Origin of the sequence: Clostridium cavendishii DSM 21758, from assembly GCF_900141845.1 — a bacterium.
Lineage (GTDB): Bacteria > Bacillota > Clostridia > Clostridiales > Clostridiaceae > Clostridium_AG > Clostridium_AG cavendishii.
This window is the reverse complement of the sequence record NZ_FQZB01000014.1, coordinates 96,999-122,545: the sequence shown is the minus strand read 5'-3', so window position 1 is coordinate 122,545 and position 25,547 is coordinate 96,999. Positions and strand designations below refer to the sequence as shown.

26 protein-coding genes are annotated in these 25,547 nt (G+C 26.7%); all 26 read left to right on the top strand.

Annotated features, from left to right (window positions below):
• The first annotated feature begins 116 nt into the window (after positions 1-116).
• Positions 117-1,937 carry an asparagine synthase (glutamine-hydrolyzing) gene (gene asnB, locus BUB01_RS16525; RefSeq protein ID WP_072990528.1) on the top strand — a complete coding sequence of 607 codons (1,821 nt, stop codon included), beginning with the start codon at positions 117-119 and terminating at the stop codon, positions 1,935-1,937.
• 50 nt (positions 1,938-1,987) lie between these two features.
• Positions 1,988-2,413 carry an FAD synthase family protein gene (locus tag BUB01_RS16520; protein ID WP_072990525.1) on the top strand — a complete coding sequence of 142 codons (426 nt, stop codon included), beginning with the start codon at positions 1,988-1,990 and terminating at the stop codon, positions 2,411-2,413.
• A gap of 290 nt (positions 2,414-2,703) precedes the next feature.
• Entirely contained in the window at positions 2,704-3,711 is a 1,008-nt protein-coding gene (locus BUB01_RS16515; protein WP_072990522.1) for an LCP family protein, read from the top strand.
• Between the two features lie 332 nt (positions 3,712-4,043).
• Complete coding sequence (gene rfbA / locus BUB01_RS16510; protein ID WP_072990519.1) at positions 4,044-4,910, top strand: glucose-1-phosphate thymidylyltransferase RfbA; 867 nt, start codon at positions 4,044-4,046, stop codon at positions 4,908-4,910.
• 13 nt (positions 4,911-4,923) lie between these two features.
• Positions 4,924-5,487 (top strand): dTDP-4-dehydrorhamnose 3,5-epimerase, encoded by a 564-nt coding sequence (rfbC, locus tag BUB01_RS16505; RefSeq protein ID WP_072990516.1) that lies wholly within the window; start codon positions 4,924-4,926, stop codon positions 5,485-5,487.
• 81 nt (positions 5,488-5,568) lie between these two features.
• Positions 5,569-6,465: a dTDP-4-dehydrorhamnose reductase gene (rfbD, locus tag BUB01_RS16500; protein ID WP_072990513.1), complete on the top strand. Its 897-nt coding sequence runs from the start codon at positions 5,569-5,571 to the stop codon at positions 6,463-6,465.
• Between the two features lie 14 nt (positions 6,466-6,479).
• Entirely contained in the window at positions 6,480-7,529 is a 1,050-nt protein-coding gene (gene rfbB / locus BUB01_RS16495) for a dTDP-glucose 4,6-dehydratase (RefSeq protein WP_072990509.1), read from the top strand.
• Positions 7,530-7,750: 221 nt separating this feature from the next.
• The gene (locus BUB01_RS16490) at positions 7,751-8,137 is read left to right on the top strand and encodes a helix-turn-helix domain-containing protein (RefSeq protein ID WP_072990506.1); all 387 of its coding nucleotides are present in this window, start codon (positions 7,751-7,753) and stop codon (positions 8,135-8,137) included.
• Between the two features lie 14 nt (positions 8,138-8,151).
• Positions 8,152-8,520, top strand: a complete 369-nt coding sequence (locus tag BUB01_RS16485) for a hypothetical protein (protein ID WP_072990503.1) — start codon at positions 8,152-8,154, stop codon at positions 8,518-8,520.
• A 12-nt stretch (positions 8,521-8,532) separates the two neighbouring features.
• Complete coding sequence (locus BUB01_RS16480; protein ID WP_072990500.1) at positions 8,533-9,249, top strand: ImmA/IrrE family metallo-endopeptidase; 717 nt, start codon at positions 8,533-8,535, stop codon at positions 9,247-9,249.
• Positions 9,250-9,413: 164 nt separating this feature from the next.
• Complete coding sequence (locus BUB01_RS16475) at positions 9,414-10,013, top strand: helix-turn-helix domain-containing protein (RefSeq protein ID WP_072990497.1); 600 nt, start codon at positions 9,414-9,416, stop codon at positions 10,011-10,013.
• Positions 10,014-10,178: 165 nt separating this feature from the next.
• The gene (gene pseC, locus BUB01_RS16470) at positions 10,179-11,372 is read left to right on the top strand and encodes a UDP-4-amino-4,6-dideoxy-N-acetyl-beta-L-altrosamine transaminase (protein WP_072990494.1); all 1,194 of its coding nucleotides are present in this window, start codon (positions 10,179-10,181) and stop codon (positions 11,370-11,372) included.
• Positions 11,373-11,647: 275 nt separating this feature from the next.
• Entirely contained in the window at positions 11,648-12,373 is a 726-nt protein-coding gene (locus BUB01_RS16465; protein WP_084108923.1) for a WecB/TagA/CpsF family glycosyltransferase, read from the top strand.
• Positions 12,374-12,586: 213 nt separating this feature from the next.
• Positions 12,587-14,041 carry a lipopolysaccharide biosynthesis protein gene (locus BUB01_RS16460; protein ID WP_072990488.1) on the top strand — a complete coding sequence of 485 codons (1,455 nt, stop codon included), beginning with the start codon at positions 12,587-12,589 and terminating at the stop codon, positions 14,039-14,041.
• 109 nt (positions 14,042-14,150) lie between these two features.
• Positions 14,151-15,044, top strand: coding sequence for a polysialyltransferase family glycosyltransferase (locus tag BUB01_RS16455; RefSeq protein ID WP_207650000.1), 894 nt, complete (start codon positions 14,151-14,153; stop codon positions 15,042-15,044).
• A 15-nt stretch (positions 15,045-15,059) separates the two neighbouring features.
• A complete protein-coding gene (locus tag BUB01_RS16450) occupies positions 15,060-15,611 on the top strand; it encodes an acyltransferase (protein ID WP_084108902.1) in 552 nt (183 codons plus the stop codon).
• On the top strand, positions 15,577-16,341 hold the full coding sequence (locus BUB01_RS16445) for a glycosyltransferase family 2 protein (protein ID WP_072990482.1): 765 nt from the start codon (positions 15,577-15,579) through the stop codon (positions 16,339-16,341). The genes BUB01_RS16450 and BUB01_RS16445 overlap by 35 nt, the downstream gene beginning before the upstream one ends.
• A gap of 8 nt (positions 16,342-16,349) precedes the next feature.
• Positions 16,350-17,663, top strand: coding sequence for an O-antigen ligase family protein (locus BUB01_RS16440; protein WP_072990479.1), 1,314 nt, complete (start codon positions 16,350-16,352; stop codon positions 17,661-17,663).
• Positions 17,660-18,787, top strand: coding sequence for a glycosyltransferase family 4 protein (locus BUB01_RS16435; RefSeq protein ID WP_072990476.1), 1,128 nt, complete (start codon positions 17,660-17,662; stop codon positions 18,785-18,787). The genes BUB01_RS16440 and BUB01_RS16435 overlap by 4 nt, the downstream gene beginning before the upstream one ends.
• Before the next feature lie 105 nt (positions 18,788-18,892).
• On the top strand, positions 18,893-19,372 hold the full coding sequence (locus BUB01_RS23845; protein WP_143152521.1) for an acyltransferase: 480 nt from the start codon (positions 18,893-18,895) through the stop codon (positions 19,370-19,372).
• Positions 19,373-19,443: 71 nt separating this feature from the next.
• Complete coding sequence (locus BUB01_RS16425; protein ID WP_341423138.1) at positions 19,444-20,514, top strand: nucleotidyltransferase family protein; 1,071 nt, start codon at positions 19,444-19,446, stop codon at positions 20,512-20,514.
• Positions 20,515-20,517: 3 nt separating this feature from the next.
• On the top strand, positions 20,518-21,243 hold the full coding sequence (locus tag BUB01_RS16420; RefSeq protein ID WP_072990750.1) for an acylneuraminate cytidylyltransferase family protein: 726 nt from the start codon (positions 20,518-20,520) through the stop codon (positions 21,241-21,243).
• Entirely contained in the window at positions 21,215-22,366 is a 1,152-nt protein-coding gene (neuC, locus tag BUB01_RS16415; protein ID WP_072990473.1) for a UDP-N-acetylglucosamine 2-epimerase, read from the top strand. The genes BUB01_RS16420 and neuC overlap by 29 nt, the downstream gene beginning before the upstream one ends.
• A gap of 4 nt (positions 22,367-22,370) precedes the next feature.
• The gene (gene neuB / locus BUB01_RS16410) at positions 22,371-23,375 is read left to right on the top strand and encodes an N-acetylneuraminate synthase (protein WP_072990467.1); all 1,005 of its coding nucleotides are present in this window, start codon (positions 22,371-22,373) and stop codon (positions 23,373-23,375) included.
• Positions 23,360-24,445 carry a DegT/DnrJ/EryC1/StrS family aminotransferase gene (locus tag BUB01_RS16405; protein ID WP_072990463.1) on the top strand — a complete coding sequence of 362 codons (1,086 nt, stop codon included), beginning with the start codon at positions 23,360-23,362 and terminating at the stop codon, positions 24,443-24,445. The genes neuB and BUB01_RS16405 overlap by 16 nt, the downstream gene beginning before the upstream one ends.
• 2 nt (positions 24,446-24,447) lie before the next feature.
• Positions 24,448-25,479: a lipid II:glycine glycyltransferase FemX gene (locus tag BUB01_RS16400; protein WP_072990460.1), complete on the top strand. Its 1,032-nt coding sequence runs from the start codon at positions 24,448-24,450 to the stop codon at positions 25,477-25,479.
• The last annotated feature ends 68 nt before the right edge of the window (positions 25,480-25,547 follow it).

Genomic DNA, 25,547 nt, shown 5'->3' with positions numbered 1-25,547 from the left:
TACAGGCAATTTAAAGGTAATTTGCGAATTAGATTCTAAAAAGCATATTACAACATATATAAAACAAAAAATGCATTTAAGAAAGTGAAATTTTTAGGATTTGAGGAGTGGTGAACATGTGCGGAATAAATGGAATATTTTCCAAAAGTATAATTAATGATATTGGTTATAGAATAGAAAAAATGAATAATAGTATTGCTCATAGAGGACCAGATGATGGAAATTATAGGCTGTTTGATAAAAGAATTGCTTTGGGACATAGAAGATTATCAATTATTGATACAAATTCACGAGCTAATCAACCTATGATTTCTAATTCAGGTAGATGGATAATTGTTTTTAATGGTGAGATATATAATTATTTAGAGCTTAAAAAGAGAGTAAGATATGATTTTAAAACATCTTCAGATACAGAAGTAATACTAGCATATGTTGAAAAGTTTGGATTTGAAGAATTCTTAAAAAATGCTAATGGAATGTTTGCAATAGCTCTTTATGATTTGAAAAATGATAAAATATTCTTGGCTAGGGATCGTATGGGAGTAAAACCATTATTTTTTTTCATGGATAATGATAGGATTGTGTTTTCTTCAGAAATTAAAGGAATATTAAATAGTGGTCTTGTTGAAGCAAAATTTAATGAAGATGCAATTGATGAATATTTAGGATATAGGTATGTTAGAGAGCCGTATACCTTTTTTAAGGAAATTTATCAATTAGAATCAGGAACTTTTGTCTCTATTGATAGTGAATTGAATTTTTGTAAAAAGAGATTTTGGAATTTACCTGATGAATTTAATATGGATTGTAATTATGATGAAGATAAAATTACAGAAGAGTTTAACAACAAAATTATTGATGCAATTAAGCGAAGATTAATCTCAGATGTGCCATTGGGAACATATTTAAGTGGAGGAGTTGATTCCAGTTTAATTACGGCTATAACAACGGAAACATTGAAAACACAAATAAATACATATACAATAGGATTCCCAGAAATGAATGAGTTTGGCTATGCCAAATTAGTTTCAGAAAAATATAACACTATACATCATGAAATACAGATAAATACAGATAATTATTTTAATACAATGAATGAAGTAATTTCATATAAAGATGCACCACTAGGTGTTCCAAATGAGATACCACTTGCTGTAATGTCAAAAATATTAAAAGAAAAAATTACTGTTGTTTTATCTGGAGAAGGTGCAGATGAGTTAATGGGAGGGTATGGGAAAATATTCAGATCTCCTTTTGATTATCAAAATTTAGACAATGAAGATAAAAGTTTTTATGATTATTTTATTAATAAATATGAGTATGTTCCTAGAAACTTACGAGATAAGTATCTTAGAACTTCAACAAAATTACGTAACCAATTTGATGAAAAGTTAGGTGAAGAATTTAAAAATAAATTAAATGAGGAAAATGTATTTAGATTTTTTCATAAATATCATGTAAAGGGATTATTACATAGAGTAGACATAACAACTATGTTAGCTGGTGTTGAAGCGCGTGTACCATTTTTAGATTATGAACTTATTGAATACTCATATAAAAATATTCCTTACGAACTTAAACTTAAATGGAAGGATGAAAAATTAAAAAAAGAATCAAGAAAAGTTTCTTCTAATATATATAGTGAAGTAAATGATATTCCAAAGTATTTACTTAAAAAAATTGGATATAAGTATTTGCCAAAAGAAATTATTGAAAGAAAAAAAGTAGGGTTTCCAGTACCATTAAATGAGTGGATGGAATTGTTAGAGTTAGAAGCAAAAGAAATATTAACAGATGCATATTGGTTAAAGTTTGAAAAAATTAATGAGTTAATTGAAGAAAGTAAAAATAATTCTAGAGCTGGACAAATAATTTGGATGTTCATCAATATAGAACTTTTTAGGAAAAAATATTTTCTTAAAGAATGGATATATTAAAAGTTTATTTTTAAATAAAATTAAGTGCAATTAAAAGGAGAGAAATTATAATGGTAATTGGATATACAACTGGGGTTTTTGATTTATTTCATATTGGACATTTAAATATGTTAAAGAATGCAAAAAGTATGTGTGATAAATTAATTGTTGGTGTAACAACAGATGAATTAGTAGCATATAAAAATAAAAAAGCTGTTATTCCTTTTGAAGAAAGATTAGAGATAGTAAGAAATATTAAATTTGTTGATGCTGTTATTCCACAAGAAAGCATGAATAAATTTGAGGCTTGGGAAAAGTTGAAATTTGATATAGTATTTGTAGGAGATGATTGGTATAACTCGGATAAATGGAATAAATATGAAGAACAATTTAAAGAAGTAGGGGTTAAAATAATATATTTTCCTTATTATAAGGGTACATCATCAACTTTAATAAATGAAACTTTATTAAATTTAAGAGAAAATAGACAAGCATAAGTTAACAGCAGTAAAATGACTTAGTTTTATAATATAAGTTTAGTTTAAGAAAGCTTTATTAAAATTAATAAAGTATTGATCAATAATATAAAATAAATGAAAAGTAATAGTTAGTTATTATAGTTTATAAATTACCTCCATAAGCAAATATTTCAGAAAATGTTAGATTTGCAGAATGGAGGCATTTTAATATAAAATATTTGATATTCTAATTTTTTCAAATAAGTCTATATATTGAAGTAACTTTAAATGTAGAAAAATATATAATAACTAAAAAGGAAGGTTTATTTATGAGTATTCATACACAAATGCAAGAAAAAAATAAAACTACAAAAAAGAGGAAGTCAAAAAAATTTAAAATAATTATTAGTATAATAGTAGTATTATTAATTATTTTAGTAGCTGGTGCTACTTCAATCTATAAGCTCTATAGTAGAGCGAATAGAGTTAGCATTAATGATGATAAGAAGAATCTTCAAATTAGTGATGAGGCAGAAAAACTAGCTAAAGAAAATAAAGTTAAGAACATTTTGCTTATAGGATCAGATGAAGGAACTGTTGATGATCATGGGAGATCAGATAGTATGATAGTTATTTCTGTAGATAGAAAAAATAAAAAAATAAAAACTACTTCTTTTATGAGGGATATGCTACTTACATTACCAGGAATTGGTGAAAAGAATTTGAATAATGCCTATGCTTTTGGTGGATCAGAACTTCTTGTCAAAACTATGAATTACAATTTTGGTCTCGATATAACAGATTATGTTAAGGTGGATTTTGGGAGTTTTATCAAGATTATAGACAAGCTTGGAGGAGTAGATATAGATATAAAACAAGATGAGTTACAATCTACTAATACTATTATTGATAATTTGTGTAAAGGGGAACTTAAAATAGAACCTATATTTATTAAAAAAGCTGGTGTTAATACATTAAACGGTATGCAAGCATTAGGATATAGTAGAAATAGAACAACAGGTAATGACTTTGATAGAACTAATAGGCAAAGAATTGTTTTACAAGCGGTTTTAGATAAAATATCAAAAGCTGGCTATGTTGATGGACTAAAGTATGCTAATGATATATTACCAGATGTTACAACAACTTTAAGTATTGGCGAAATTTCTGATATAGGACAATGGGTGGTTTTAAATAAGATACATACTTTTGAGAGCAATTATTTTCCTAAGTCTGAAGAAGCTCAGCATGTTGTAACTAATGAGTATCATATGGTTGTTGATAAGGAAAAGCTAAAGAAAGAAGTACAAGAGTACATCTATAATGATAAGCGATAATTTTAAGTTGAGTTTTTATTAAGAATTAATAAGTTGATAATGTAGTAAAAATTATAAAAGTAAAAATCATCGAATGTTCTTAATAATTAATAAATAAAATTTAAAATAGATTAATAAATATAAAAATAAATTAAATAGAGATTTAAAATATACCTTATAAAATAGACTTTTCTAATCGTCTATTTTATAGGGTACTTTTTTTATTTTTTGTTTTAAAACATAAAATTTAATTTAGAGCATATATTTAAACTAGGTTTATACATATAAAAAATTATTATATGTATAAACTTTTTTTATTTGAAATCAGAATTAGATTATTGAGGTATAAAAATATGAAAGGAATAATATTAGCAGGTGGTTCAGGAACAAGGTTATATCCAGTAACAAAAGCTATGTCAAAGCAAATGGTTCCAATATATGATAAGCCGATGATATATTATCCGATGTCTGTTTTAATGTTAGCAGGGATAAATGAAATACTTATAATATCTACAAAAAGAGATTTACCGAGTTTTAAGGAATTGTTTAGAGATGGTTCAAATTTAGGTTTAAGAATAGAATATGAAGTTCAAGAAGTACCAAATGGATTAGCGGAAGCTTTTATAATAGGAGAAAAGTTTATAGAAACTGATAATGTGGCGATGGTTTTAGGTGATAATATTTTTTATGGTCAAAATTTCACCTCATATTTAAAAAAAGCAGCTTCCTTAGATAGTGGAGCAATGATATTTGGATATTATGTACAAAAGCCAAAGGCTTTTGGAGTAGTAGAGTTTGATGAGGAGGGAAAGGTTTTATCTTTAGAAGAAAAACCTAAGAAGCCAAAGTCAAAGTATGCAGTGCCAGGACTTTATTTTTATGATAATACAGTTGTAGAAAAGGCTAAAGGATTAGAGTTTTCAGCAAGAGGTGAACTTGAAATAACTGATTTAAATAAGCTTTATATGAAAGAGGGGGCTTTAAAGGTTACATTATTAGGGCGAGGTATGGCTTGGCTTGATACAGGTACACATGCTTCAATGCTTCAAGCATCTAATTTTGTTGAGGCTATACAAAATACACAGGGAACATATATTGCTTGTTTAGAAGAAATAGCTTATAAGCAAGGATTAATATCTAAAGAGCAGGTTAAAGAATTAGCAAAACCATTAAAGAAAACAAAATATGGAAGATATTTAATGGAAATAATACAGGGGTAGTGAAAATGGAGATATGAGTAATTTTAAGTTTATAGAAACCAGGATAAAAGGATTATATATAATAGAGACTAAGGTGTTTGTAGATAATAGAGGGTATTTCATGGAATGTTATAATAAAAAGCAGTTTTTTGAAGCTGGTCTTATTATGAAATTTGTACAGGACAATGAATCAAAATCTAAGAAAGGTGTGTTAAGAGGACTTCATTTTCAGATAAAACATACCCAAGGAAAGCTTGTTAGAGTTATAAATGGAGAGGTTTTTGATGTAGCTGTTGATTTAAGAAAACACTCACCAACATTTGGTGAATGGGAAGGAATAATACTTACAGGAGAAAATGGGAAACAGTTTTATATACCAGAAGGTTTTGCTCATGGATTTTTAGTTTTATCGGATGAAGTTGTGTTTAATTATAAATGTACAAATTTTTATGCGCCAGAGTATGAGCAGGGGATTTTATGGAATGATTCAGATTTAGGAATAAAGTGGCCTTTGGGAAAAGTGGAAGAAGTTTTACTATCAGAAAAGGATAAAAAACAAAAGACACTTAAAGAGTTAGATATTTCATTTATATATTAAACTTGGAGCAAATATGAAAATTAACAATTGTAAATTACTAATTCTTAATTGTCAATTTTCGAACTAAGGTAGGTGTGTAGTTTGAAAATAGTAATAACAGGTTCCAAAGGACAACTTGGTAATGAAATAAGAAGAGTTATTAAAGCTGGGTTCGCTGAAATAGGAACTATAAGTGAAGTATATAAAGAATCAGAAGTTATTCCATTAGATAGAGAAGAATTAGATATAACAAATTTTAAACAGGTTAAGGAAACTCTAGATGAGATAAAAGCAGATGTTGTTATAAATTGTGCAGCTTATACAAAGGTAGATGTTTGTGAAGAAAATGAAGATATAGCTTTTAAGGTAAATGCTATAGGACCTAGAAATTTGGCTATAGGTTGTGAAGCTATAGGTGCAAAACTTGTACAAATATCTACTGATTATGTATTTAGTGGGGAGGATAAAAGATTATTAAAAGAGTACGATGCTACAGTACCTTGTAGTGTATATGGTAAGTCTAAACTACAAGGAGAGAATTTTGTTAAAGAATTTTCTAATAAATATTTTATAGTTAGAACTGCTTGGCTTTATGGATATATAGGAAATAACTTTGTTTATACTATGATGAAGTTAGGCAAAACTAGAGATGAATTAAAGGTAGTTAACGATCAGCTAGGGAATCCTACATCAGCAAATGATTTATCCTATGAGATATTAAAGGTAATATTAACAGAAGAATATGGAACTTATCATTGTACAGGCAAGGGAGAATGTACATGGTATGATTTTGCTAATAAGATAATGAAACTTTCAAATATAGATTGTGAAGTGTTGCCATGTACATCTGAAGAATTTTCAAGGTTAGCTTCTAAAAAAACAGCTAGAAGACCAGAGTATTCGTCTCTTGATAATATGATGCTAAGATGTACTATTGGTGATGAAATGAGACGATGGGAGTTGGCGTTGGAGAATTTTATAAATAATGTTATAAAATAGCTAGGGGGAGATAAATGAAAACTTATTTAGTAACAGGTGGGGCTGGATTTATAGGTTCAAATTTTATTTTGTATATGCTTAATAAATATGAAGATATAAAGATAATAAATTTAGATAAGTTAACTTATGCAGGAAATTTAGAGAATTTAAAATCAATAGAAAGCGATGAAAGATATATTTTTATTCAAGGGGATATTTGTAATAATGAATTAGTAACAAGTCTTTTTGAAAAATATGCAATAGATTATGTAGTACATTTTGCAGCAGAATCACATGTTGATAGAAGTATAAGAGAACCAGAAGTATTTGTTAAGACAAATGTACTTGGAACAGTTAATCTTTTAAATTGTGCAAAGAATGCATGGGAAACAGGAGATGGATGGAAAGAAGAAGTTAAGTTCCTTCACATATCAACAGATGAGGTTTATGGGTCACTAGGGGAAACAGGATATTTTATGGAAACTACACCACTAGATCCACATAGCCCATACTCATCAAGTAAAGCAGGATCAGATTTAATGGTTAAAGCTTATTCTGATACTTATAAAATGCCTATTAACATAACAAGATGTTCCAATAATTATGGTCCATATCAATTTCCGGAAAAACTTATACCACTTTTAATAAATAACTGTTTAAGTCATAAGGATTTGCCAGTATATGGAGATGGACTTAATATAAGAGATTGGTTATATGTTGAAGATCATGCTAAAGCTATAGAGATGGTTATAAATAGTGGTAGGCTTGGTGAGGTTTACAACGTTGGTGGACATAATGAAAGAACTAATATACAAATAGTAAAAACTGTTATAGGATATATCAATGAAAATGTTGATAAAGAAGTAACGGAAAACTTAATTAAGTATGTAGAAGATAGAAAAGGTCATGATAGAAGGTATGGAATAGCTCCAGATAAGATAAAAGAAGAACTTGGATGGTATCCAGAAACTACTTTTGAAGTAGGAATAGTGAAAACTATTAGGTGGTATTTAGATAATAAAGAATGGATGAACAACATAACATCTGGTGGTTATCAGAAATATTATGAAAAAATGTATAAATAGATTCAGATTATAGTCTACGTTAAATATATGTTTAACGTAGTTTTTGTTAAAAAAATTTAAAAGTGTAGAAATTGGAAGCAATGATTTTTACTTTTAAATAACAGTAAAATATTGACATAATATATATTTATATGGTAATATGTTTTCATAAAAGCATACACGCACTAATGATACGGTGATGTACTTAAGAAATTTATGATAAAAGAGAGAGGTGTAACCTAATGAGGCCAAACAAATTTGGTGAATTTATTGTAGAAAAGAGAAAAGCAAAGGATATAAGTTTAAGAAAGATGGCAGAACTTCTAGAACTTTCTCCAGCTTATTGGAGTGATATAGAGAAAGGTAGAAGAAATCCGCCAAATATTAATAAGCTTGAAGAGATAGCAAAGCTACTAGGAATGTCACATGACGAAATGGACTTAATGATAGACATGGCATCAGAAGATAGAAATGAAATTCCTATGGACCTACCTGAATATATAAAGGAAAGCAATCTTGCAAGAACGGCACTTAGAAAGGCACGAAAGAAGGAAGAACTTGAAGGTAAGAAAGACATTATAGAAAAGGCATGGTTAGATTTTATAAAAGCTTTAGATGCTGATGAATAAAAATGGGGGAGCTTATGGATGAAATATTTAAAAATCTAATTGAAGAGCATTTCCATAAGGAAATATTTAATTCGTTGCAAACTGAAATTACAAATAATTATTCTATCTATAACTTAACTTTAAGAGCTAATTTGGTTCGAAAAGTTACAAAAGCAAATCTTGATGATATAGATGTATTAAGAGTTTATAGTATACAGCAAGAGGATAAAGAGATAATTTTTAAGGTACTTATAAATTGTAGAATTGAAATAGAGGAGTATACTTATAGAAAAAGTATCTCAGAAAAAATAAGGCAATGGTTTGAAATTAGTTGTAGGTCTACATTAGAGAATGCTGAATTGATTAGTTTCGTTTTGGAGGAAATAAAAGCTTATAACAAATAAGGGGGCTTAATAATGAAATTAAGTAAAGACCTTGTACCAATTATAAGAAAAAAAGATATGGATAGTGAAGCAACTAAATTTTTGATGAAATACTATCCAGAAGCTTTAGAAAAACCTATTCCTGTTCCAGTGGAAGATATAGCAGAATTACAAATGAATATTGAGATTGATTATGTGAATATAGATAAGAGCTTAGAAACATTGGGGATGATGATATTTTCTGATGGAGTTGTTGAACTTTATGATAAAGTAATTGATAAACCTATTAAAAGAAATTATAAAAAAGGTACTTTACTTGTGGAACGTGATATTTTAGAAGCAGACAATATGGGGAGGGAAAGATTTACGATAATGCATGAAATGATTCATTGGGATAAACATCAATTAAGATTTATGGCACTTTCTTATAAAGATAAAACTTTGGCAAAGGTATGTAGATACCAAGAAGAAAAGGTATATATACCTAAGACACCAGAGGAATGGATGGAGTGGCAAGCTGACAATCTTGCTGCAGCGGTACTTATGCCAATAAAAATGTTTAAGAAAAGGGCGGAAGAACTGAAACAGGAATATGAAGTTGGAGATATAATAGATGATTATGAGTGTAGAAATTACCATCCAAACATAGTAAGAAAAATGATTATAGGTGAGTTAGCTAATACTTTTAGAGTATCTAAACAAGCTGCAGATATAAGACTTAATGCTTTAGAAATTTGTATATTAGAATAACAACAAGGGCCAAGCCTATGTTGCTATTTTTTGGTAATAGTGTTCGCAACAATGCATTTATGACGAATGGAATTACCTTTCTTTATTAATGTTTTCAAATAAGTCTATACGATTAAAGGGTTATAAATATATAGTGAAAGGATAAGAAAATAGGGGGGATAACTATGGTATTGAATAAAGGAGTAAACAAAGTAAAGAGTAATGAGGAGATATTAAAAAATCGATTAATTGAAGCAAAAGATGGAGATAAAAAAGCTATTTTAGAGATAATAGAGATGTATAAGCCGTTAGTATATAAGTTTTCTTTACATTATTTTATTGTTGGTTATACAGATGAGGATTTGAGGCAAATATCTTATCAAGCAATTTTAAAATCTATAAAAATGTATGAAGTGGGCAAGGTTGGAAATTTTACTATGTATGTAAAGGCTAGTATTTTAAATAACTTAAATGTTTTAGTTAGAAATACAATGAAGTTAAAAGGCGTTACTAGCTTGAATGTAACTAATGATGAGGGCTTTGAGCTTATGGATAATTTAGAAGCTGATACTAATATTGAAGAAGAGTATGTCTATAAAGAGAAAATAGAAAATCTAAGAAAGGCTTTGAGTAATTTTACTGAAGAAGAAAAAGAATTTATATTATTTATATATAGTAAAAATAGTGGAGCTATAGCTGAGTATTCTAGAATTAAAGATGTTGATTATAGAAAGTGTATTAAGATGAGAGACGATATACTTAAAAGGCTTAGAAATATTTTTTAATATAAAATTTTTTACTAGCTAAAATATTGTTTAACATGTTATGCTGATAATAATATCATTTTATAATTATAAAATTTAAATTGTATAAAAAAATATAGAATTACTTATACTTTTAGATATTATGCAAATATTTTATTGAAATTAAAGGGTTAGGAAGTGTTATGCGTGGAGACATTAGCTATTTTAGGAGGAAGACCTGTTAGGGATAAGTATTTAACCTATGGAAGACAAGCGATTAATGAAGAGGATATAAATAGTGTTGTAGAGGTTTTAAAAGGAGATTATTTAACAACAGGACCAAAGGTGAAAGAATTTGAGGATGCTGTAGCTAAATATGTTAATGCAAAGTATGCCGTCGCTGTTTGTAATGGTACTGCTGCTTTACATATGGCTTGTTATGCAGCTGGCATAAAAGAAGGTGATGAGGTTATAGTTTCATCACTTACTTTTGCAGCGTCAGCAAATTGTGTTTTGTATTGTGGAGGTACTCCAGTTTTCGCTGAAATTAATAAGGTAACCTATAATATAGATATTGAAGATATAAAAAGGAAGATAACTGAAAGGACAAAGGCTATAATTGCTGTTGATTATACTGGGCAACCAGTAAATATAGATGAAATAAAAGAAATAGCTAAGGAATACAATTTGATATTTATAGAAGATGGTGCACATTCATTAGGTGCAGAGTATAAAGGTATAAAGGTTGGTACACAAGCAGATATGACTATGTTTAGTTTTCATCCAGTAAAACCTATTACTACAGGTGAAGGAGGAATAATAACTACTAATAATAAAGAATATTATGATAGGATGTTGTTATTTAGAAGCCATGGAATAACAAGAGATTATGAATTAATGAAAGAAAATCAAGGTAAGTGGTATTATGAGCAGATAGATTTAGGCTATAATTATAGAATTACCGATTTACAATGTGCATTGGGGATTAGTCAAATTAAGAAGTTAGATTCATTTATAGCTAGAAGAAGATATATAGCTAATATATATAATGAAGCTTTTTCTGATTTAGAAGAAATAGTTACTCCAAAAGAGGCTGATTTTTCAAATTCAGGATGGCATATTTATGTGATAAAGTTAAATAATCAAAAGATATCTTGTACAAGAAAAGAATTTTTTGATGCTATGATAAGAGAAAATATAGGAGTAAACGTTCATTATATGCCAGTATATTTACATCCTTATTATGAAAAGTTGGGATATAAAAAAGGTCAATGTAAGGAAGCTGAAAAACTATATGATTCAATTATTACTTTGCCATTATTTCCAGCTATGACAGATAAGGATATTGAAGATGTAATTAAGGCTGTGTTTAAGATTTGCAACTATTATAAGAGTAAATAGTTTAAAAACCAACTTTAAAGTAAAGTTAAAACAAATATAAATCTAAGAACTACGTTAAATTAAAATTTGACGTAGTTTTTTTGTGTAAAATTTCAGAACATATGAATAATATTTTGATGCTAAAAAGATATGGGGAAGTTGGGAAAAAATAAATGTATAAAAATCTATGTAATTACTAATACTGTTAAAGGCGTTTAATTATAAATCCATTTTAGGATATTTGGATTGGTTTAAAATAGAAGCAAAATAAAAGTTAGGTGGTTATTTTTATGAAGATGAATTTTCTAAATACTAAAATAGATAATGTGACGATGGAAGAATCACTAAGAATTATTGATGATTTCATACATGATGGTAAATATCATTATGTAGTAACTCCTAATGTTGATCATATAGTAAAGTTAGAGGAAGATAATGAATTTAAATTAGTCTATGAGAATGCAGATTTAATTTTAACGGATGGTATGCCTCTTATTTGGATTTCAAAATTAAAAAAGAAACCTATAAAAGAAAAGGTTTCTGGTTCAGATTTATTTCCTAACATATGTAAGTTAGCAGCTGAAAAAGGATATAAAGTATTTTTGCTTGGTGCTGCAGAAGGAGTTGCTAAAAATGCAGCAAGTAAGTTAATGGAAAGATATAAGGGGCTTAAAATAGTAGGAACCTATTCACCAAAATATGGTTTTGAAAAAAGTGTGGATGAAATTAAAAGGATTATAAGCATTGTTAATGAAGCAAAGCCTGATATATTAGCAGTTGGGTTAGGTGCTCCAAAACAAGAAAAATTTATATATACATACGAAAATCAGTTAAAAGTACCTGTGTCTTTAGCAATTGGAGCAGCTATAGATTTTGAAGCTGGCAATATGAAAAGAAGTCCGAGATGGATGCAAAAAAGTGGTTTAGAGTGGTTTTATAGATTAATGAAGGAACCTAAAAGGATGTTTAAAAGATACATAATTGACGATATGAAGATAATAAAAATACTTGCTAAATATTAAGAATAATAAAGTATATATTCTACAATTTAAAATCTATATTTATCTTAATGTATTTTTTAAACATAGAATAAAGACAACATTAAATTTAATTTGTAGAAGATATGTCACAACATATATAAATAATTCAAATTTTAATATTTAAAAGATTGGAGTTGATAAGGTAAAAATACATGTTAATAATGTATTTTAAAGATTATAGATAGGAGTCTTTTTATGTCAAAGTTTACTAAGAATCTTTTTAAGCATATTTTTAATTATGGATTTGCGACGGTACTTACTAGTGTTTTGTCATTTTTGTTAGTTCCTATATATACTAGATTTTTGACACCAACAGATTTTGGAGTAATAGATATTGTAAATATGTTTATAAATATTATATCTGTAATTATTGTTTTAGGATTAAATAGCACGTTAAGTATTTACTATTATAATGCAAAGTCAATTGAAGAATTTAAAAAAAGTTATAGTAATGTTATAAATTTTTTAATGATTATATCACTATTTGCAATTATTATATTTGTTTTTATAAATAATCAGGCTTCATTTAATATATTTAGAAATACAAGTAAATATATAATTAATTTGTCTTTTATTACAGGCGTATTTACTGCACTTGGACAGTTTCCTTTTTATATTTTACAATTTAGAGAAAGCTCAAGAATGTATGGAATATTAAGTGTTTTTAAATTTTTTTGTACAGCAGTATTAAATATTATATTTATTGTGCCTATGAAGTTAGGTGCTTTAGGTATGGTTTTATCTTATTTTATTGTTTCAACAATCTTTTTATTAATTGGAGCGATTATTTCAGCAAAATATTACTTACTCTTTTTAAATTTAAAGGATATTTTAAGCATGCTTAAAATATCTATTGGTGTTATACCACATTCAATAGCAGGTTGGGCACTTGTATTTTTAGATAGGATATTTCTAAATAAATACGTGGATATGTCGGAGATTGGTATATATTCATTTGCATATAAAATAGGAACCTTAATGTATATTTTAGTATGTGCTATAAATCAAGCATGGTCTCCTATATTTATGAAAACAGCAAATGAAAAAGGTGAAGAGGCAAAAAAAATATTTAATAAGAGTAATAAAATCTATATTTTAATTGTAGGAATAATAAATTTATTAATATGTTTATTTGCAAAAGAAATAACAATAGTTATGGGAAGTGTTGCATATATTAATGCTTATAAAATAATACCATTTATAACTATTTCATATTTTTTTAATGGTTTATATTTTATGATTATAAATAGTTTGTTTTACACCAAAAAAACAAAATATTTACCTGTAGCGACTGTAACTTCAGTTATTGTTAATGCGATATGTAATTCTATTTTAGTTCCATTAATAGGAATATATGGTGCAGCGGTAACTAATGTAGTAACATACATAACATTATTTTATATTGTTTATAGGTTAAATAATAAGTTTTATGGAATTAAGATTCCTTTTAATATATTATTTTTAACATTATTAATTCAGTTTATAATTATAGGTTTTACTTCTTATTTTAATGTAAAGAACATTTTTATTCTTATAGTAATTAAACTATTGTTAATAATTTTATATTTAATAATAATAAAATATTCGTATTTAAAAGAATTTAATATACGTGATTTGAGTATAAAGAAATGGAGGGAGAAAGCTGATTAAAATAATATTACTTTCATATTCATCGTTAAAATATGCATTCTTAATATATGAAAAGGAAAAGAAGAAAGGAAATACTGTTCAATTTATAGTTTTTAATAATAAAAATATAGTGAAATTTTTAAAGTATATGAAAGTTCCTAATGAGGACGTAGTTTATTATGAATATGAGGTAAGATTTACATTAAATATAATAAAATATATTAAACAATTTATAGAAATAAAAAAATTTTATTATAGAAATATCAAAACTATTAAAGGCAATAAAATATATTTATTCAACAAAAATGAATGTGTTTACATTTTTGATTTGTTTTATAGAATAAGAGAAGAAAATAATTTAATATATCACCAATTTGATCCTGAAATTGAATTAGTATGTAAGAATAAAATAAAAGCAATATTATATAAAATATATAATACTCCAATAATTAAGGTAAAATATAAAGTTTATTTTGAAAATGCATTTATTACTGTAATTGATAGATATGTGTTAGGTAAATATTACAAAGATTTAGAGATAAAGGAAGAGGATAAAGATAGTATTATTAATTATATTAATAATAAGATATTAATATTAGAAACGGATTTTTATGAAATTAAACTAGTACCAAATAAGGAACTCTTTATAAGAACGAGTAATGAAATATTTAAATGTATTAAGGATATATATTTAAATGATGAAATTGCGATAAAGCCACATCCTGTATTTAATAAAATATATTATCAAACAGCAGATATAAAGATATATGAGGATTTTATACCTGTAGAATATATTTTAGATTCTAATGAATATAAAGTTGTAATAGGTGGAATATCATTGGGACTATTATATGCACTAAAAAGTAATAAGAAGGTTATATCAATAATTAATATACTTAATATGAATAGTGAAATTAAAGAAAATTATATTAATTGGCTTCAGAAGGAAAGCAAAGGAAAAATTCTAATTCCTAATAATATGGAGGAGTTAAGAAAGTATTTACTAAGCTATAAAAATAATTAGGAGGATAATTTTCATATGGTAATTGGAAAACTAATTAATTTTTCTATTAAGGTAAAACATAATAAATTAATAAAAAAGTTTAAAATGTTTGGGAATGGTAGCAAAATAATAGTTTATGAAGGTTATTATCCTTGGGTTAATTCGCCTGAGAATATATCTATTGGAGAAGATACACATATAGGGGGAGGGTTTTTCTTTGATGCCACTGGTGGATTGGAAATAGGAAGTCATGTACATATAGCACCAAGATGTAGTATATATAGTTCTAATCATAATTATAGATCTAACATTAAAATGCCATATGATAATACTTACATATATAAAAAAGTTATTATAGAAGATTATGTATGGATTGGTGTTAATGTTAGTATAGTTCCTGGAATAAAAGTAGGTAAAGGGGCAATAATTGGAATGGGAGCAGTTGTAACTAAGGATGTACCTGAAGGTGCAATTGTAGGTGGAAATCCAGCACACATAATTAAATATAGAGACATAGAGCAATTCAATGAAGTAATAAACAGGAGAACTGGTAATGAAAAGAATTTCAATAATAACGGTAACTTATAACTGTGAAAGAAGTATAGAAAAAACCATAAATAGTATATTGAATCAAACATATTCTAATATAGAATTTTTGATAATAGATGGACTTTCAAAAGATAATACATTAAATATTGTTAATAGATATAAGGATAAAATAGCAAAGGTAATAAGTGAAAAAGATCATGGTATCTATGATGCCATGAACAAGGGGCTTAAGAATGCAACAGGGGAAATAATTTATTTTTTAAATTCTGATGATAGTTTGGTGAATAAAGATGTTATAAATAATGTTATGGAAGTATTCAATCAGAATGAATCAATTAACTTTATCTATGGGGATGCAATTGTAGATGGTAAAAAAATAAAATATAAGCATAATTTAAGAAAAATAGATTTAGTAAGAAGAACTATTTGCCACCAAGCTGTATTTATAGATAAAAGTCTTATAAATAGGTTTGATGGTTTTGATACAAAATATAGGTTTTGTGCAGATTATAAGTTAATTATGCAATGCTTGTTTTATGAGAAATGTATACATAGATATATTGAAAAGGAGATAGTATTTTATAATTTAGGAGGTATTAGTGCCCAAAATAATTATGAGTACATTATAAATGAGGAAAAAAACAATATTTATAGGGAATTAAATTTTCATAAAATAAAGTTAATTAAATATTTCCTTTTTTTTAGGAACTCTAATATAAAAATAAGAGAATTTATAAGAAAAAAATTTAATTTATATGATATCAAGTAGGTGATGGTATGGAAGGTGTTTTGTACTTTATGACAATTCTTCCTCTTTTTCAAACATATATGGTTTTTAATAATTTTAAAGGAGCAGCTTTAATAGATGATATTTCATATGTAATTTTATTTATAGTATTTATTGCAAAGTCTTATAAAGGGTCGTTGGAAGAAACTCACAGGCATGAGAATCATAAACTAAAGTTAGCTACAATATTTTATATAATTTTTTTAGTTTTAGGGATAAGTGTTAGCTTAATTATGTCTATACTACAAATAAATACAACAGTTATTGGAATATTATATGAAGTATATAAATTAACTCGAAATATTTTAGTTTTGACAATAGCTTATCATTTTATTGATAAAAAGCAATTTAACAAAATTATAAAAGTATATATGTTTGTTTGTTTATGTATGAATTTAGCTGGGTTATTTGAATATGCTTTTGGCTATAATGCGTATAAGCTTATGCATTTTATACCAACAAATGCATATGTGGGGGCAACTAGTATTCAAAGTTCTCAGGCTCAGATGGATAGTTATTATAATTTGTATGTGGCTGGTGGAAGAATATTTGGATTAGCAGAACATCCTAATATTTATGGAGAATATGTAGCGGTAGGCTTTTTTATATTATTTTATTATACAGTTAATGGAGTATTTATTTATAAGAAAAAATTCTTTCAATATATTATGTTATTACTAAATTTAATAGGAATATTTATTTCTACTTCAAGAATGACTTTTATTTTAACTATTCTTATTATAATTTTTATTGCTATTAAATATAGGGAGAAAAAAACTTTAAGGATATTAAATATTGGGATTTTTTTGACTATTCCATTTTTTTTATATGCGATAAATTCTTTAATAGACAAAATACAATTATATTTAGGTTCTACAGAAGAGGGGAGAATAACATATTGGAAGGATGCGTTTGCATTGTTTCAAAGTACATTTTTCTTTGGAACAGGTTTAGGAACCTGGGGAGATGAATCAGCTACATATGGAAATTTTAATAGTTATGATGGTATTCTTTTTGAAAAAAATACCTTAAGTGATTCATATTTATCACATTTAATTGTTGAAAATGGAATTAGAATATTTTTGTTATATATTATTGTAAGAATAATATATAACGTTTTAAATAAAGGAATTAAGAAAAAAAATAACAATAAGGTATATTATATTATAGCAATAAGTTTATTGTTGTTTATATGTATTGCTTCTGTAAAATCCTATGGATTTGCAAGATTTGAGAATTCATTTTTAACATTTTTGGTTATTGGATATGTATTAAAATTATATGCAAATGAGGTACCAGAATGAAGATATTGTTAATAAATATTGGAAGATCATATGGGGGAGTAGAAAAATTCTGTGAGCATTTATGTGAAGAATTTCAAAATAGCGATTTTAAAATGTATGTTTTAGCTATAAATAAAACTAATTTTTATAAAAAAGTATCAAATAAAGCTATAACAATATCACTACCTAATAATAAATTATTAGCATTTTGTTATATACCATTAACTATATACAATATTATTCATTATAAAATTGATCTAGTGCATTGTAATGGATTGTTAAGTTCAATTTTAGGAACAATTTGTGCTAAATTATTAAAAGTTAAAGTGATTACCACGGTTCATGGAATAGCAGAATATGATCAAAAAGGTAAATTATTTGCTAATATGAAAAATAAATTGGAAAAAAGGATGCTAAGATTAAATAATAAGTGTATATGTGTATCTAAATATGTATACAATTATCTATTACTATACAAAATATATAAGGATAAGTTAAAGATTATTTACAATAAAACTTATGAAGGAGATTTTGAGGAAGAGTATTATACGAACAAAGATATACAAAATTCACACATTATTATAACTACTATTGGGAGACTTGAAGAAGTTAAAGGACAACGTATTTTAATGGAGGCTGTGGATAATGTTATTAATAAGTTTCATTGTAAAAGTATACAATGCATTATTGCAGGTGATGGTAGCGATAAAGATTATTTAAGAAAAAAGATTAAACAATATGGAATAGAAGAGTATGTAAAGCTTAGAGGGTTTATTTCTGATGTAAATGTATTATATAAAAATGTAGATGTAGTAATAGTGCCGTCGTTTATAGAAACCTTTGGATTGGTTGTTTTAGAAGCTATGAAGTATGGAAAGTGTATTGTTGCAAGTAATACTGGTGGTATTCCAGAGCTTATAAAAAATAATGAGAATGGATTATTATTTAATACAGGTAATATTGAAGATTTAACATTTAAGATATTATATTTAATCAATAACAAAGAAGCAATAAAAAAATTAGGAAATAAAGCAAGAGCAAAGTATGAAACATGTTGGCGTAAATATGATATGAAAAAATTATATAAAGATGTTTATTATGAGGTTTTAGGGAAAAAGGAAGAGAGTTTAAATGATGATATTTGATTCAACAATTAAATCTTAAAAATTGAAGCTATTTATTGGTTTCTAGATTATTTAAGATTAATTTGGGGTGTGATTAGAATTAAGAAAATATTGAAGTACATATATATGATGACACTAAATTTAATTCCATGTAGACATACTAGTAAAATTAATGCTGTGAAAATTATGGTATTAAGAAGTATTTTTAATAAAGTAGGAAATGGTGCAAATATTAGACCTAAAATAAAGTTTGTTAGAGGATACAATATTAGTATAGGTAACTTTTCGGGTATTGGTGAAGGTGCTTTTTTACAAGATATTGATGAGATTATAATAGGTAATGATGTATTGATGGGACCAGATGTTATGATTTACACAACTAATCATAGTACTAATAGAAATGAGTTAATACGATTACAAGAAGTTAAAAGTAAAAAGGTAATAATAGAGGATGATGTGTGGATTGGCGCAAGGGTTATAATTTTACCGGGAGTAATTATAAAAGAGGGTGCTGTTATTGCAGCAGGTGCTGTTGTTACTAAAGATGTAGAAAGTTATTCTATATTTGGTGGTGTTCCAGCAAGAAAAATAGGAGCTAGAAAATGATAACTTTAACAGTAGCGTATCGTAAAGTTAAGCTTTCTCTAAATAATATTTAGAAAAGAAGGTGTTTTGTTGTGGAGAATATTGATAATTTAATGATTTCAGAGTTAGATACAATAAAAGAAGCATTAGTTAGACTAGATTACACTGCTAAAAAAATATTATTTGTGACTGATGCAGAAAAGAAATTATTAGGAACAGTTACTGATGGTGATATAAGAAGATGGATATTAAGAAACGGTGATTTAAATTCAAACATTGAAGAGGTTATGAATAGAAATCCTGTTTATTTAGAAGAAGTTAATGAGGATGAAGCTTTATCTATAATGTTAGAAAAAACAATTGACTCAGTTCCAATTTTAGATGAGAGAAAAAATATTATTAAAATAATATTTTTAAATGAGCAGCTTGATGAAGAAATAATCAAAAAAAGCAATATTAATTCTCCAGTAGTTATAATGGCTGGTGGATTAGGAACCAGGTTACATCCATATACTAAAATTTTACCAAAGCCATTAATACCTATAGGTGATACCCCAATTATCGAAAGAATAGTAAATAAATTCAATTCTTATGGATGTAAAGATTTTTATTTAACGGTTAATTATAAAAAAAACATGATTAAATCATATTTTAACGAATTAGAGAAAAATTATGCTATCAATTATATAGAGGAAGATAAACCATTAGGAACTGGAGGAAGTCTATCACTTTTAAAAGGAAAAATAAATGAAACTTTTTTTGTATCTAATTGTGACATACTTATAGATACACATTATGATGAAATATTAAAATATCATAAGGAAAAGGGCAACAAAGTAACTATAATTTCTTCGCTCAAAAATTTTGTAATACCATATGGTGTATTTAGATTAGATAAAGAGGGAGAGATAAATAAAATAGAAGAAAAGCCGGAATACTCATACCTAATAAATACAGGTATGTATGTATTAGAACCAGAAGTTATTAATGATATACCTGATAATACATTTTTTAATCTTCCAGATATATTAGAAATATATATGAAGAAAAATGTGAAAATTGGGGTTTACCCAATAAGTGAAAAAGCATGGATGGATATGGGGCAAATAAATGAAATGCAAGATATGATTGATAGAATTGAAAGCAATAATAGAGGTAAGTAAGTGATGGAAGATAAAATATTAGCTATTATACCAGCAAGAGGTGGTTCTAAGGGAGTTCTAAGAAAAAATATAAAATCTATAAATGATAAACCACTTATAGCATATACAATAGAAGCAGCTAAGAATAGTAAATATATAGACAAAATTATAGTATCCACAGAAGATAAAGAAATAAAAGATATTTCAATCAATTTTGGTGCAGAAGTGCCATTTTTAAGACCCGATGAATTAGCTACAGATAACTCACCTAGTATAGATGCTATTTTTTATACTTTAAATAGATTACATAAGGAATATGATTATTGTCCTAATTATGTTTGTTTATTGCAATGCACTTCACCACTAAGAAATTCAAGACATATAGACGAAGCTTTTTTAAAGCTTAAGGAATTAGATATGGATGCTATAGTTTCAGTATGTGAAGCTGAAGTAAATCCTTATTGGAGCAATGTTTTTAGGGGAGATAAACTTGAGTATTTTTTAGAAGAAGGTAAAACTATAACTAGGAGGCAGGATCTTCCCAAGATTTATAGAATGAATGGTGCTATATATATAATAAAAACAGAAACTTTTTTAGAGACCAAAACTTTTGAACCAGAATATTTGACTGGTTATATCATGGATAATGATAGTTCAATAGATATAGATACAGGTTTTGATTTTAAGATAGCTGAACTTATGATAAAGGAACGTGATAATAATGCGAAAAATAGCAGTAATAACAGGTAATAGAGCAGAGTATGGTGTTTTAAAAAACATTATAAAAAAGATAGATAATGATAATGAGCTTGAGTTAGAATTGATTGTTACAGGTGCACACCTTTCAGATAAGTATGGAAAAACTGTGAATGAAATATTAAATGATGGTTTTAAAATAAGTTATTCAATTCCGATTCTAATGGATAGTAATAATGAAACAAGTATTGCAAAGGAAATGGGGTTATTAATGATACAGCTATCTCAAGTATTAGAAAAGCTAAAGCCTGATATAATTTTAATCCTTGGGGATAGATATGAAATATTCGCTGTAGCAACAACGGCTATGGTTATGAACATACCAATAGCTCATATTTCAGGAGGGGAAATAACTGAAGGTGCTATGGATGAGCAGATAAGACACGCTATAACTAAAATGGCACATATACACTTTCCAGGAGCAGAATGTTATGCTGAGAATATTAAAAATATGGGTGAAGAAAAGTTTAGAATATTTAATGTAGGAGATCCAGGAATTGAAAATATAAAGCTTACTAAGTTACTTACTAAAGAAGAAATGTTTAATGATTTAGGGGTTAATGTAGATGAGGATACACTTTTAGTAGCATATCATCCAGTTACATTAGAACTTAATGATTTGGAAAAGCAGATAAATAATCTAATAAGTGCATTAGATAGGATAAATAAGAAAATGATTATTACCTACCCTAATGCAGATTGTGGTGGGAAGATTATAATAGATAAATTAGAAGATTTTAAAAAGCATAATTCAAATGTATATTTGTATAAAAATTTAGGAAGTTTAAAATTTTTAAGTGCTATGAATTTATGTGGAGTAATAGTTGGTAATTCTTCAAGTGCTTTAGTTGAAGCACCATTTTTAAAGAAGCCAGTTGTCAATATAGGAAATAGACAAAAGGGAAGGCTTATGGCTGATAATATTATATGTTGCGATTATGAAATAGATAACATGGAAATGGCTATAAATAGGGCTATGTCAAAAGAGTTTAAAGATTATGTGAAAAACATAAATAGTCTTTATGGTGAAGGGAATACAAGTAGTGAAATAGTTAAGGTTTTAAAAGAAATAGATCTTTGTGATAATTTCTTAAAGAAAAAATTATTTTGGAGTTGATAGAATGTCTGTCTTAATAATTGCAGAAGCAGGAGTGAATCATAATGGCGATTTCAATCTTGCTAAGAAGCTTATAGATATGGCCAAAGAATGTGGAGCTGATGCTATTAAGTTCCAAACATTTAAGGCGTATGAAAGCACAGGAGTTTTTGCAGAAAAAGCACAGTATCAAAAGGAAAATGTAGAGATTCAGGAATCACAGCTTGAGATGATTGAAAAATTAGAATTGCCATTTGAGGATTTTAAAAGGCTTAAAGAATATTGTAATGAAAAAGGAATAATATTCGTATCTACTCCAGATGGATTAGAAAGCTTAGATTTTTTAATATCATTATGTATACCTTTTATTAAAATAGGTTCTACAGAAGTATCAAATATAGAATTTTTAAAGGCTATAGGAAAAACTGGCAAGGAAGTTGTATTATCTACAGGAATGAGTACTTTAGGTGAAGTTGAAAAGGCTATAGACGTAATTAATTCTACAGGAAATCAAAATATAAAAATAATGCATTGTACTACAGATTATCCAACTGCTGTAGAGGATGTGAATCTTAAAGCTATGGTTACTATGAGAGAAGCTTTCAAAGTTCCAGTTGGACTTTCAGACCATACTATGGGAAATGAGGCGGCAATAGCGGCAGTAGCTTTAGGAGCTGAATTTATAGAAAAACATATAACTTTAGATAGAAATATGGAAGGGCCTGATCATAAAGCATCTATGCCAAAAAAAGAATTCAAAGCTTATGTAAAAGCTATTAGAGATACAGAAATTCTTTTAGGTGATGGAATTAAAAAGCCAACTAAAAGAGAAAAAATGATTATGCAAAATGTAAGAAGAAGTATTGTAGCAGCTATGGATATAGAAGAGGGAACAATACTTTCAAGGGAGCTATTGTCTTACAAAAGACCAGGTTATGGTATAGATCCGGAGATGGGGGAGTATGTAATTGGAAGAAAAATAAAGAGAAGTGTTGTTAAGGATGAGCTTATATTATGGCAAGATATTTAAAACCTATAGGTGGAGAATTTTGGTTTCAGAATGAATTATTTGATGAAAAAATAAATAATTTTAAATCTACAGAAGGTATATTCTTAGATGGAGGTCAAAGTTCATTGCATTATATATATAAAGTATTGAATTTAAATAGTGATGAATATATACTTATGCCATCATACATTTGCCCATCCCTTCTTATAGGCTTGAAAAGCTTAAATATAAATTATGTTTTTTATGACATAGATAAGGAGTTAAATATAAATATAAATAGCATAGAGAAATTAATAAAGTCAAAAAAAATAAGAGCCATTTTTTTTGTGAATTATTTTGGCTTTTATCATAATAAAGAGACTTTAAATTATTTAAGTGACCTAAAGAAAAAAGGAATAATTTTAATAGAGGATGCTACGCAAATGTTATGGTTTAATAAAACCGAAAGTTTTATAGGAGATTTTATATTTAATAGTTACCGAAAATTTTTACCTACAGATGGAAGTATCTTAATAGGTGAAGAAAATTATGAAGATGTATTTGATGAAGAATCAAACTATTCTAAGATAGTAAATAAGGCTAGAATTTTAAAGACTTTTTTTGTAAATCAAGGCTGTGGTAGGGATGAAGAGTTTTTAAAACTATATTCTAATGCTGAAGAAGAATATTATAAAAATATAGTTCCAAGAAAAATGATATTAAAAAATAAAAAATTACTAAATAATTGTGATTTGAATTATATAAAAAATATACGAATTAATAATTTTAAATTTTTAGAAGAAGAATTAAGAGATTTTAAATATATAGAACCAATATTTAAATCAACAGATATTAAGGAAGCACCTTTAGGTTTTATAGTATTTGCTAAAAATAGGGATGGACTTAGGAGTTTCTTGAGAAGTAATAGAATTTTTGCCCCAGTGCATTGGAAATTGAATAATGAAGAGTGGGCTAAAGATTATAAGGAAGCATTATTTGTATCAAATAATATTTTAACTCTTCCTATTGATCAAAGATATGATTATGAAGATATGTTCAGAATTGTACTTAGTATTAATCAATTTTACAGTGAGAAAGTAGGGGTTTTATAGGAATGTATAAAATTTTAAATAGTGATGCTATAGAATGGAATAAATACATAGAAAAATTACCCTTTGAAAAAAGAGATATATATTTTACTAGAGAGTATTTAAAACTTTACGAAATAAACGGAGATGGAACAGCTAAATTATTTGTTTATGAAGAAGATAAAAATATAGCCATATATCCATTTTTAATCAGAGAAATTGAAGGATATAGTTTAGATAATACTTATTATGATATGGAGTCAGCTTATGGTTATGGTGGACCTGTAGTATCAAATGAAAATGATAACAAGTTTTTGCAAAATTTTGAGAGAATTTTTATTCAATATTGTAATGATAACAATATAATTGCTGAATTTATAAGATTTAATCCCTGTATTAAAAATGAAAAAATTTTTACAAATAATATAGCAGTTATTAAAAATCGTACAACAGTAAGTTTAAATTTAAATAAGACTATAGATGATATCTGGAAAAATGATATTAAGAGCAAAAACAGAAATATGATAAGAAAAGCTGAGAAAAATGGACTTTATGTAGAGATTAAAAATGATTATAGTACTTTTAAGGAAATATATGAAGAAACTATGGGGAAGGTTTCAGCATATGAATATTACTATTTTAAACCTTCATATTACGATAATATGGAAAATGATAAGAATTATATTATGCTTAATGTAAAGCTTGAAGATAAAATAATAGCTTCAGCAATATTTATGAAGTATGGAGAATATTTTCATTATCATCTAGCAGGTAGCAGAAAGGAATATTTAGGATTTGCACCTAATAATTTGTTATTATGGGAGGCTATAAAATATGCTAATCAAAATGGATATAAGTTATTTCATTTTGGTGGAGGGCTTACAAACTCATTGGAAGATAATTTGTTTAAATTTAAAAGTAGTTTTTCTAACGATAGTTTAGAATTTTATATTGGTAAAAGAATTCATAATGTAGAAATTTATAATTTTTTAATTAATAAATGGGAAGAAGGGCATAATAGAAAGGCTAGTATTTTACTTCAGTATAGAGAAGTATAACGTATATTTTATATTAATGTTGTTATTAAATAATAGTCTTTATATTATTTATAACAAAATGAAAAATA

What these genes read in the sequence shown, in the direction of transcription:
- neuB (WP_072990467.1), top strand. Translation starts at nt 22,371, where the DNA reads ATGTCTGTCTTAATAATTGCAGAAGCAGGAGTGAATCATAATGGCGAT.
- BUB01_RS16480 (WP_072990500.1), top strand. Translation starts at nt 8,533, where the DNA reads ATGAAATTAAGTAAAGACCTTGTACCAATTATAAGAAAAAAAGATATG.
- BUB01_RS16445 (WP_072990482.1), top strand. Translation starts at nt 15,577, where the DNA reads ATGAAAAGAATTTCAATAATAACGGTAACTTATAACTGTGAAAGAAGT.
- BUB01_RS16435 (WP_072990476.1), top strand. Translation starts at nt 17,660, where the DNA reads ATGAAGATATTGTTAATAAATATTGGAAGATCATATGGGGGAGTAGAA.
- BUB01_RS16400 (WP_072990460.1), top strand. Translation starts at nt 24,448, where the DNA reads ATGTATAAAATTTTAAATAGTGATGCTATAGAATGGAATAAATACATA.
- rfbC (WP_072990516.1), top strand. Translation starts at nt 4,924, where the DNA reads ATGAGTAATTTTAAGTTTATAGAAACCAGGATAAAAGGATTATATATA.
- rfbA (WP_072990519.1), top strand. Translation starts at nt 4,044, where the DNA reads ATGAAAGGAATAATATTAGCAGGTGGTTCAGGAACAAGGTTATATCCA.
- BUB01_RS16515 (WP_072990522.1), top strand. Translation starts at nt 2,704, where the DNA reads ATGAGTATTCATACACAAATGCAAGAAAAAAATAAAACTACAAAAAAG.
- BUB01_RS16440 (WP_072990479.1), top strand. Translation starts at nt 16,350, where the DNA reads ATGGAAGGTGTTTTGTACTTTATGACAATTCTTCCTCTTTTTCAAACA.
- BUB01_RS23845 (WP_143152521.1), top strand. Translation starts at nt 18,893, where the DNA reads ATGATGACACTAAATTTAATTCCATGTAGACATACTAGTAAAATTAAT.
- asnB (WP_072990528.1), top strand. Translation starts at nt 117, where the DNA reads ATGTGCGGAATAAATGGAATATTTTCCAAAAGTATAATTAATGATATT.
- BUB01_RS16485 (WP_072990503.1), top strand. Translation starts at nt 8,152, where the DNA reads ATGGATGAAATATTTAAAAATCTAATTGAAGAGCATTTCCATAAGGAA.
- BUB01_RS16420 (WP_072990750.1), top strand. Translation starts at nt 20,518, where the DNA reads ATGGAAGATAAAATATTAGCTATTATACCAGCAAGAGGTGGTTCTAAG.
- rfbB (WP_072990509.1), top strand. Translation starts at nt 6,480, where the DNA reads ATGAAAACTTATTTAGTAACAGGTGGGGCTGGATTTATAGGTTCAAAT.
- BUB01_RS16450 (WP_084108902.1), top strand. Translation starts at nt 15,060, where the DNA reads ATGGTAATTGGAAAACTAATTAATTTTTCTATTAAGGTAAAACATAAT.
- BUB01_RS16405 (WP_072990463.1), top strand. Translation starts at nt 23,360, where the DNA reads ATGGCAAGATATTTAAAACCTATAGGTGGAGAATTTTGGTTTCAGAAT.
- BUB01_RS16465 (WP_084108923.1), top strand. Translation starts at nt 11,648, where the DNA reads ATGAATTTTCTAAATACTAAAATAGATAATGTGACGATGGAAGAATCA.
- BUB01_RS16520 (WP_072990525.1), top strand. Translation starts at nt 1,988, where the DNA reads ATGGTAATTGGATATACAACTGGGGTTTTTGATTTATTTCATATTGGA.
- BUB01_RS16490 (WP_072990506.1), top strand. Translation starts at nt 7,751, where the DNA reads ATGAGGCCAAACAAATTTGGTGAATTTATTGTAGAAAAGAGAAAAGCA.
- neuC (WP_072990473.1), top strand. Translation starts at nt 21,215, where the DNA reads ATGCGAAAAATAGCAGTAATAACAGGTAATAGAGCAGAGTATGGTGTT.
- BUB01_RS16475 (WP_072990497.1), top strand. Translation starts at nt 9,414, where the DNA reads ATGGTATTGAATAAAGGAGTAAACAAAGTAAAGAGTAATGAGGAGATA.
- BUB01_RS16460 (WP_072990488.1), top strand. Translation starts at nt 12,587, where the DNA reads ATGTCAAAGTTTACTAAGAATCTTTTTAAGCATATTTTTAATTATGGA.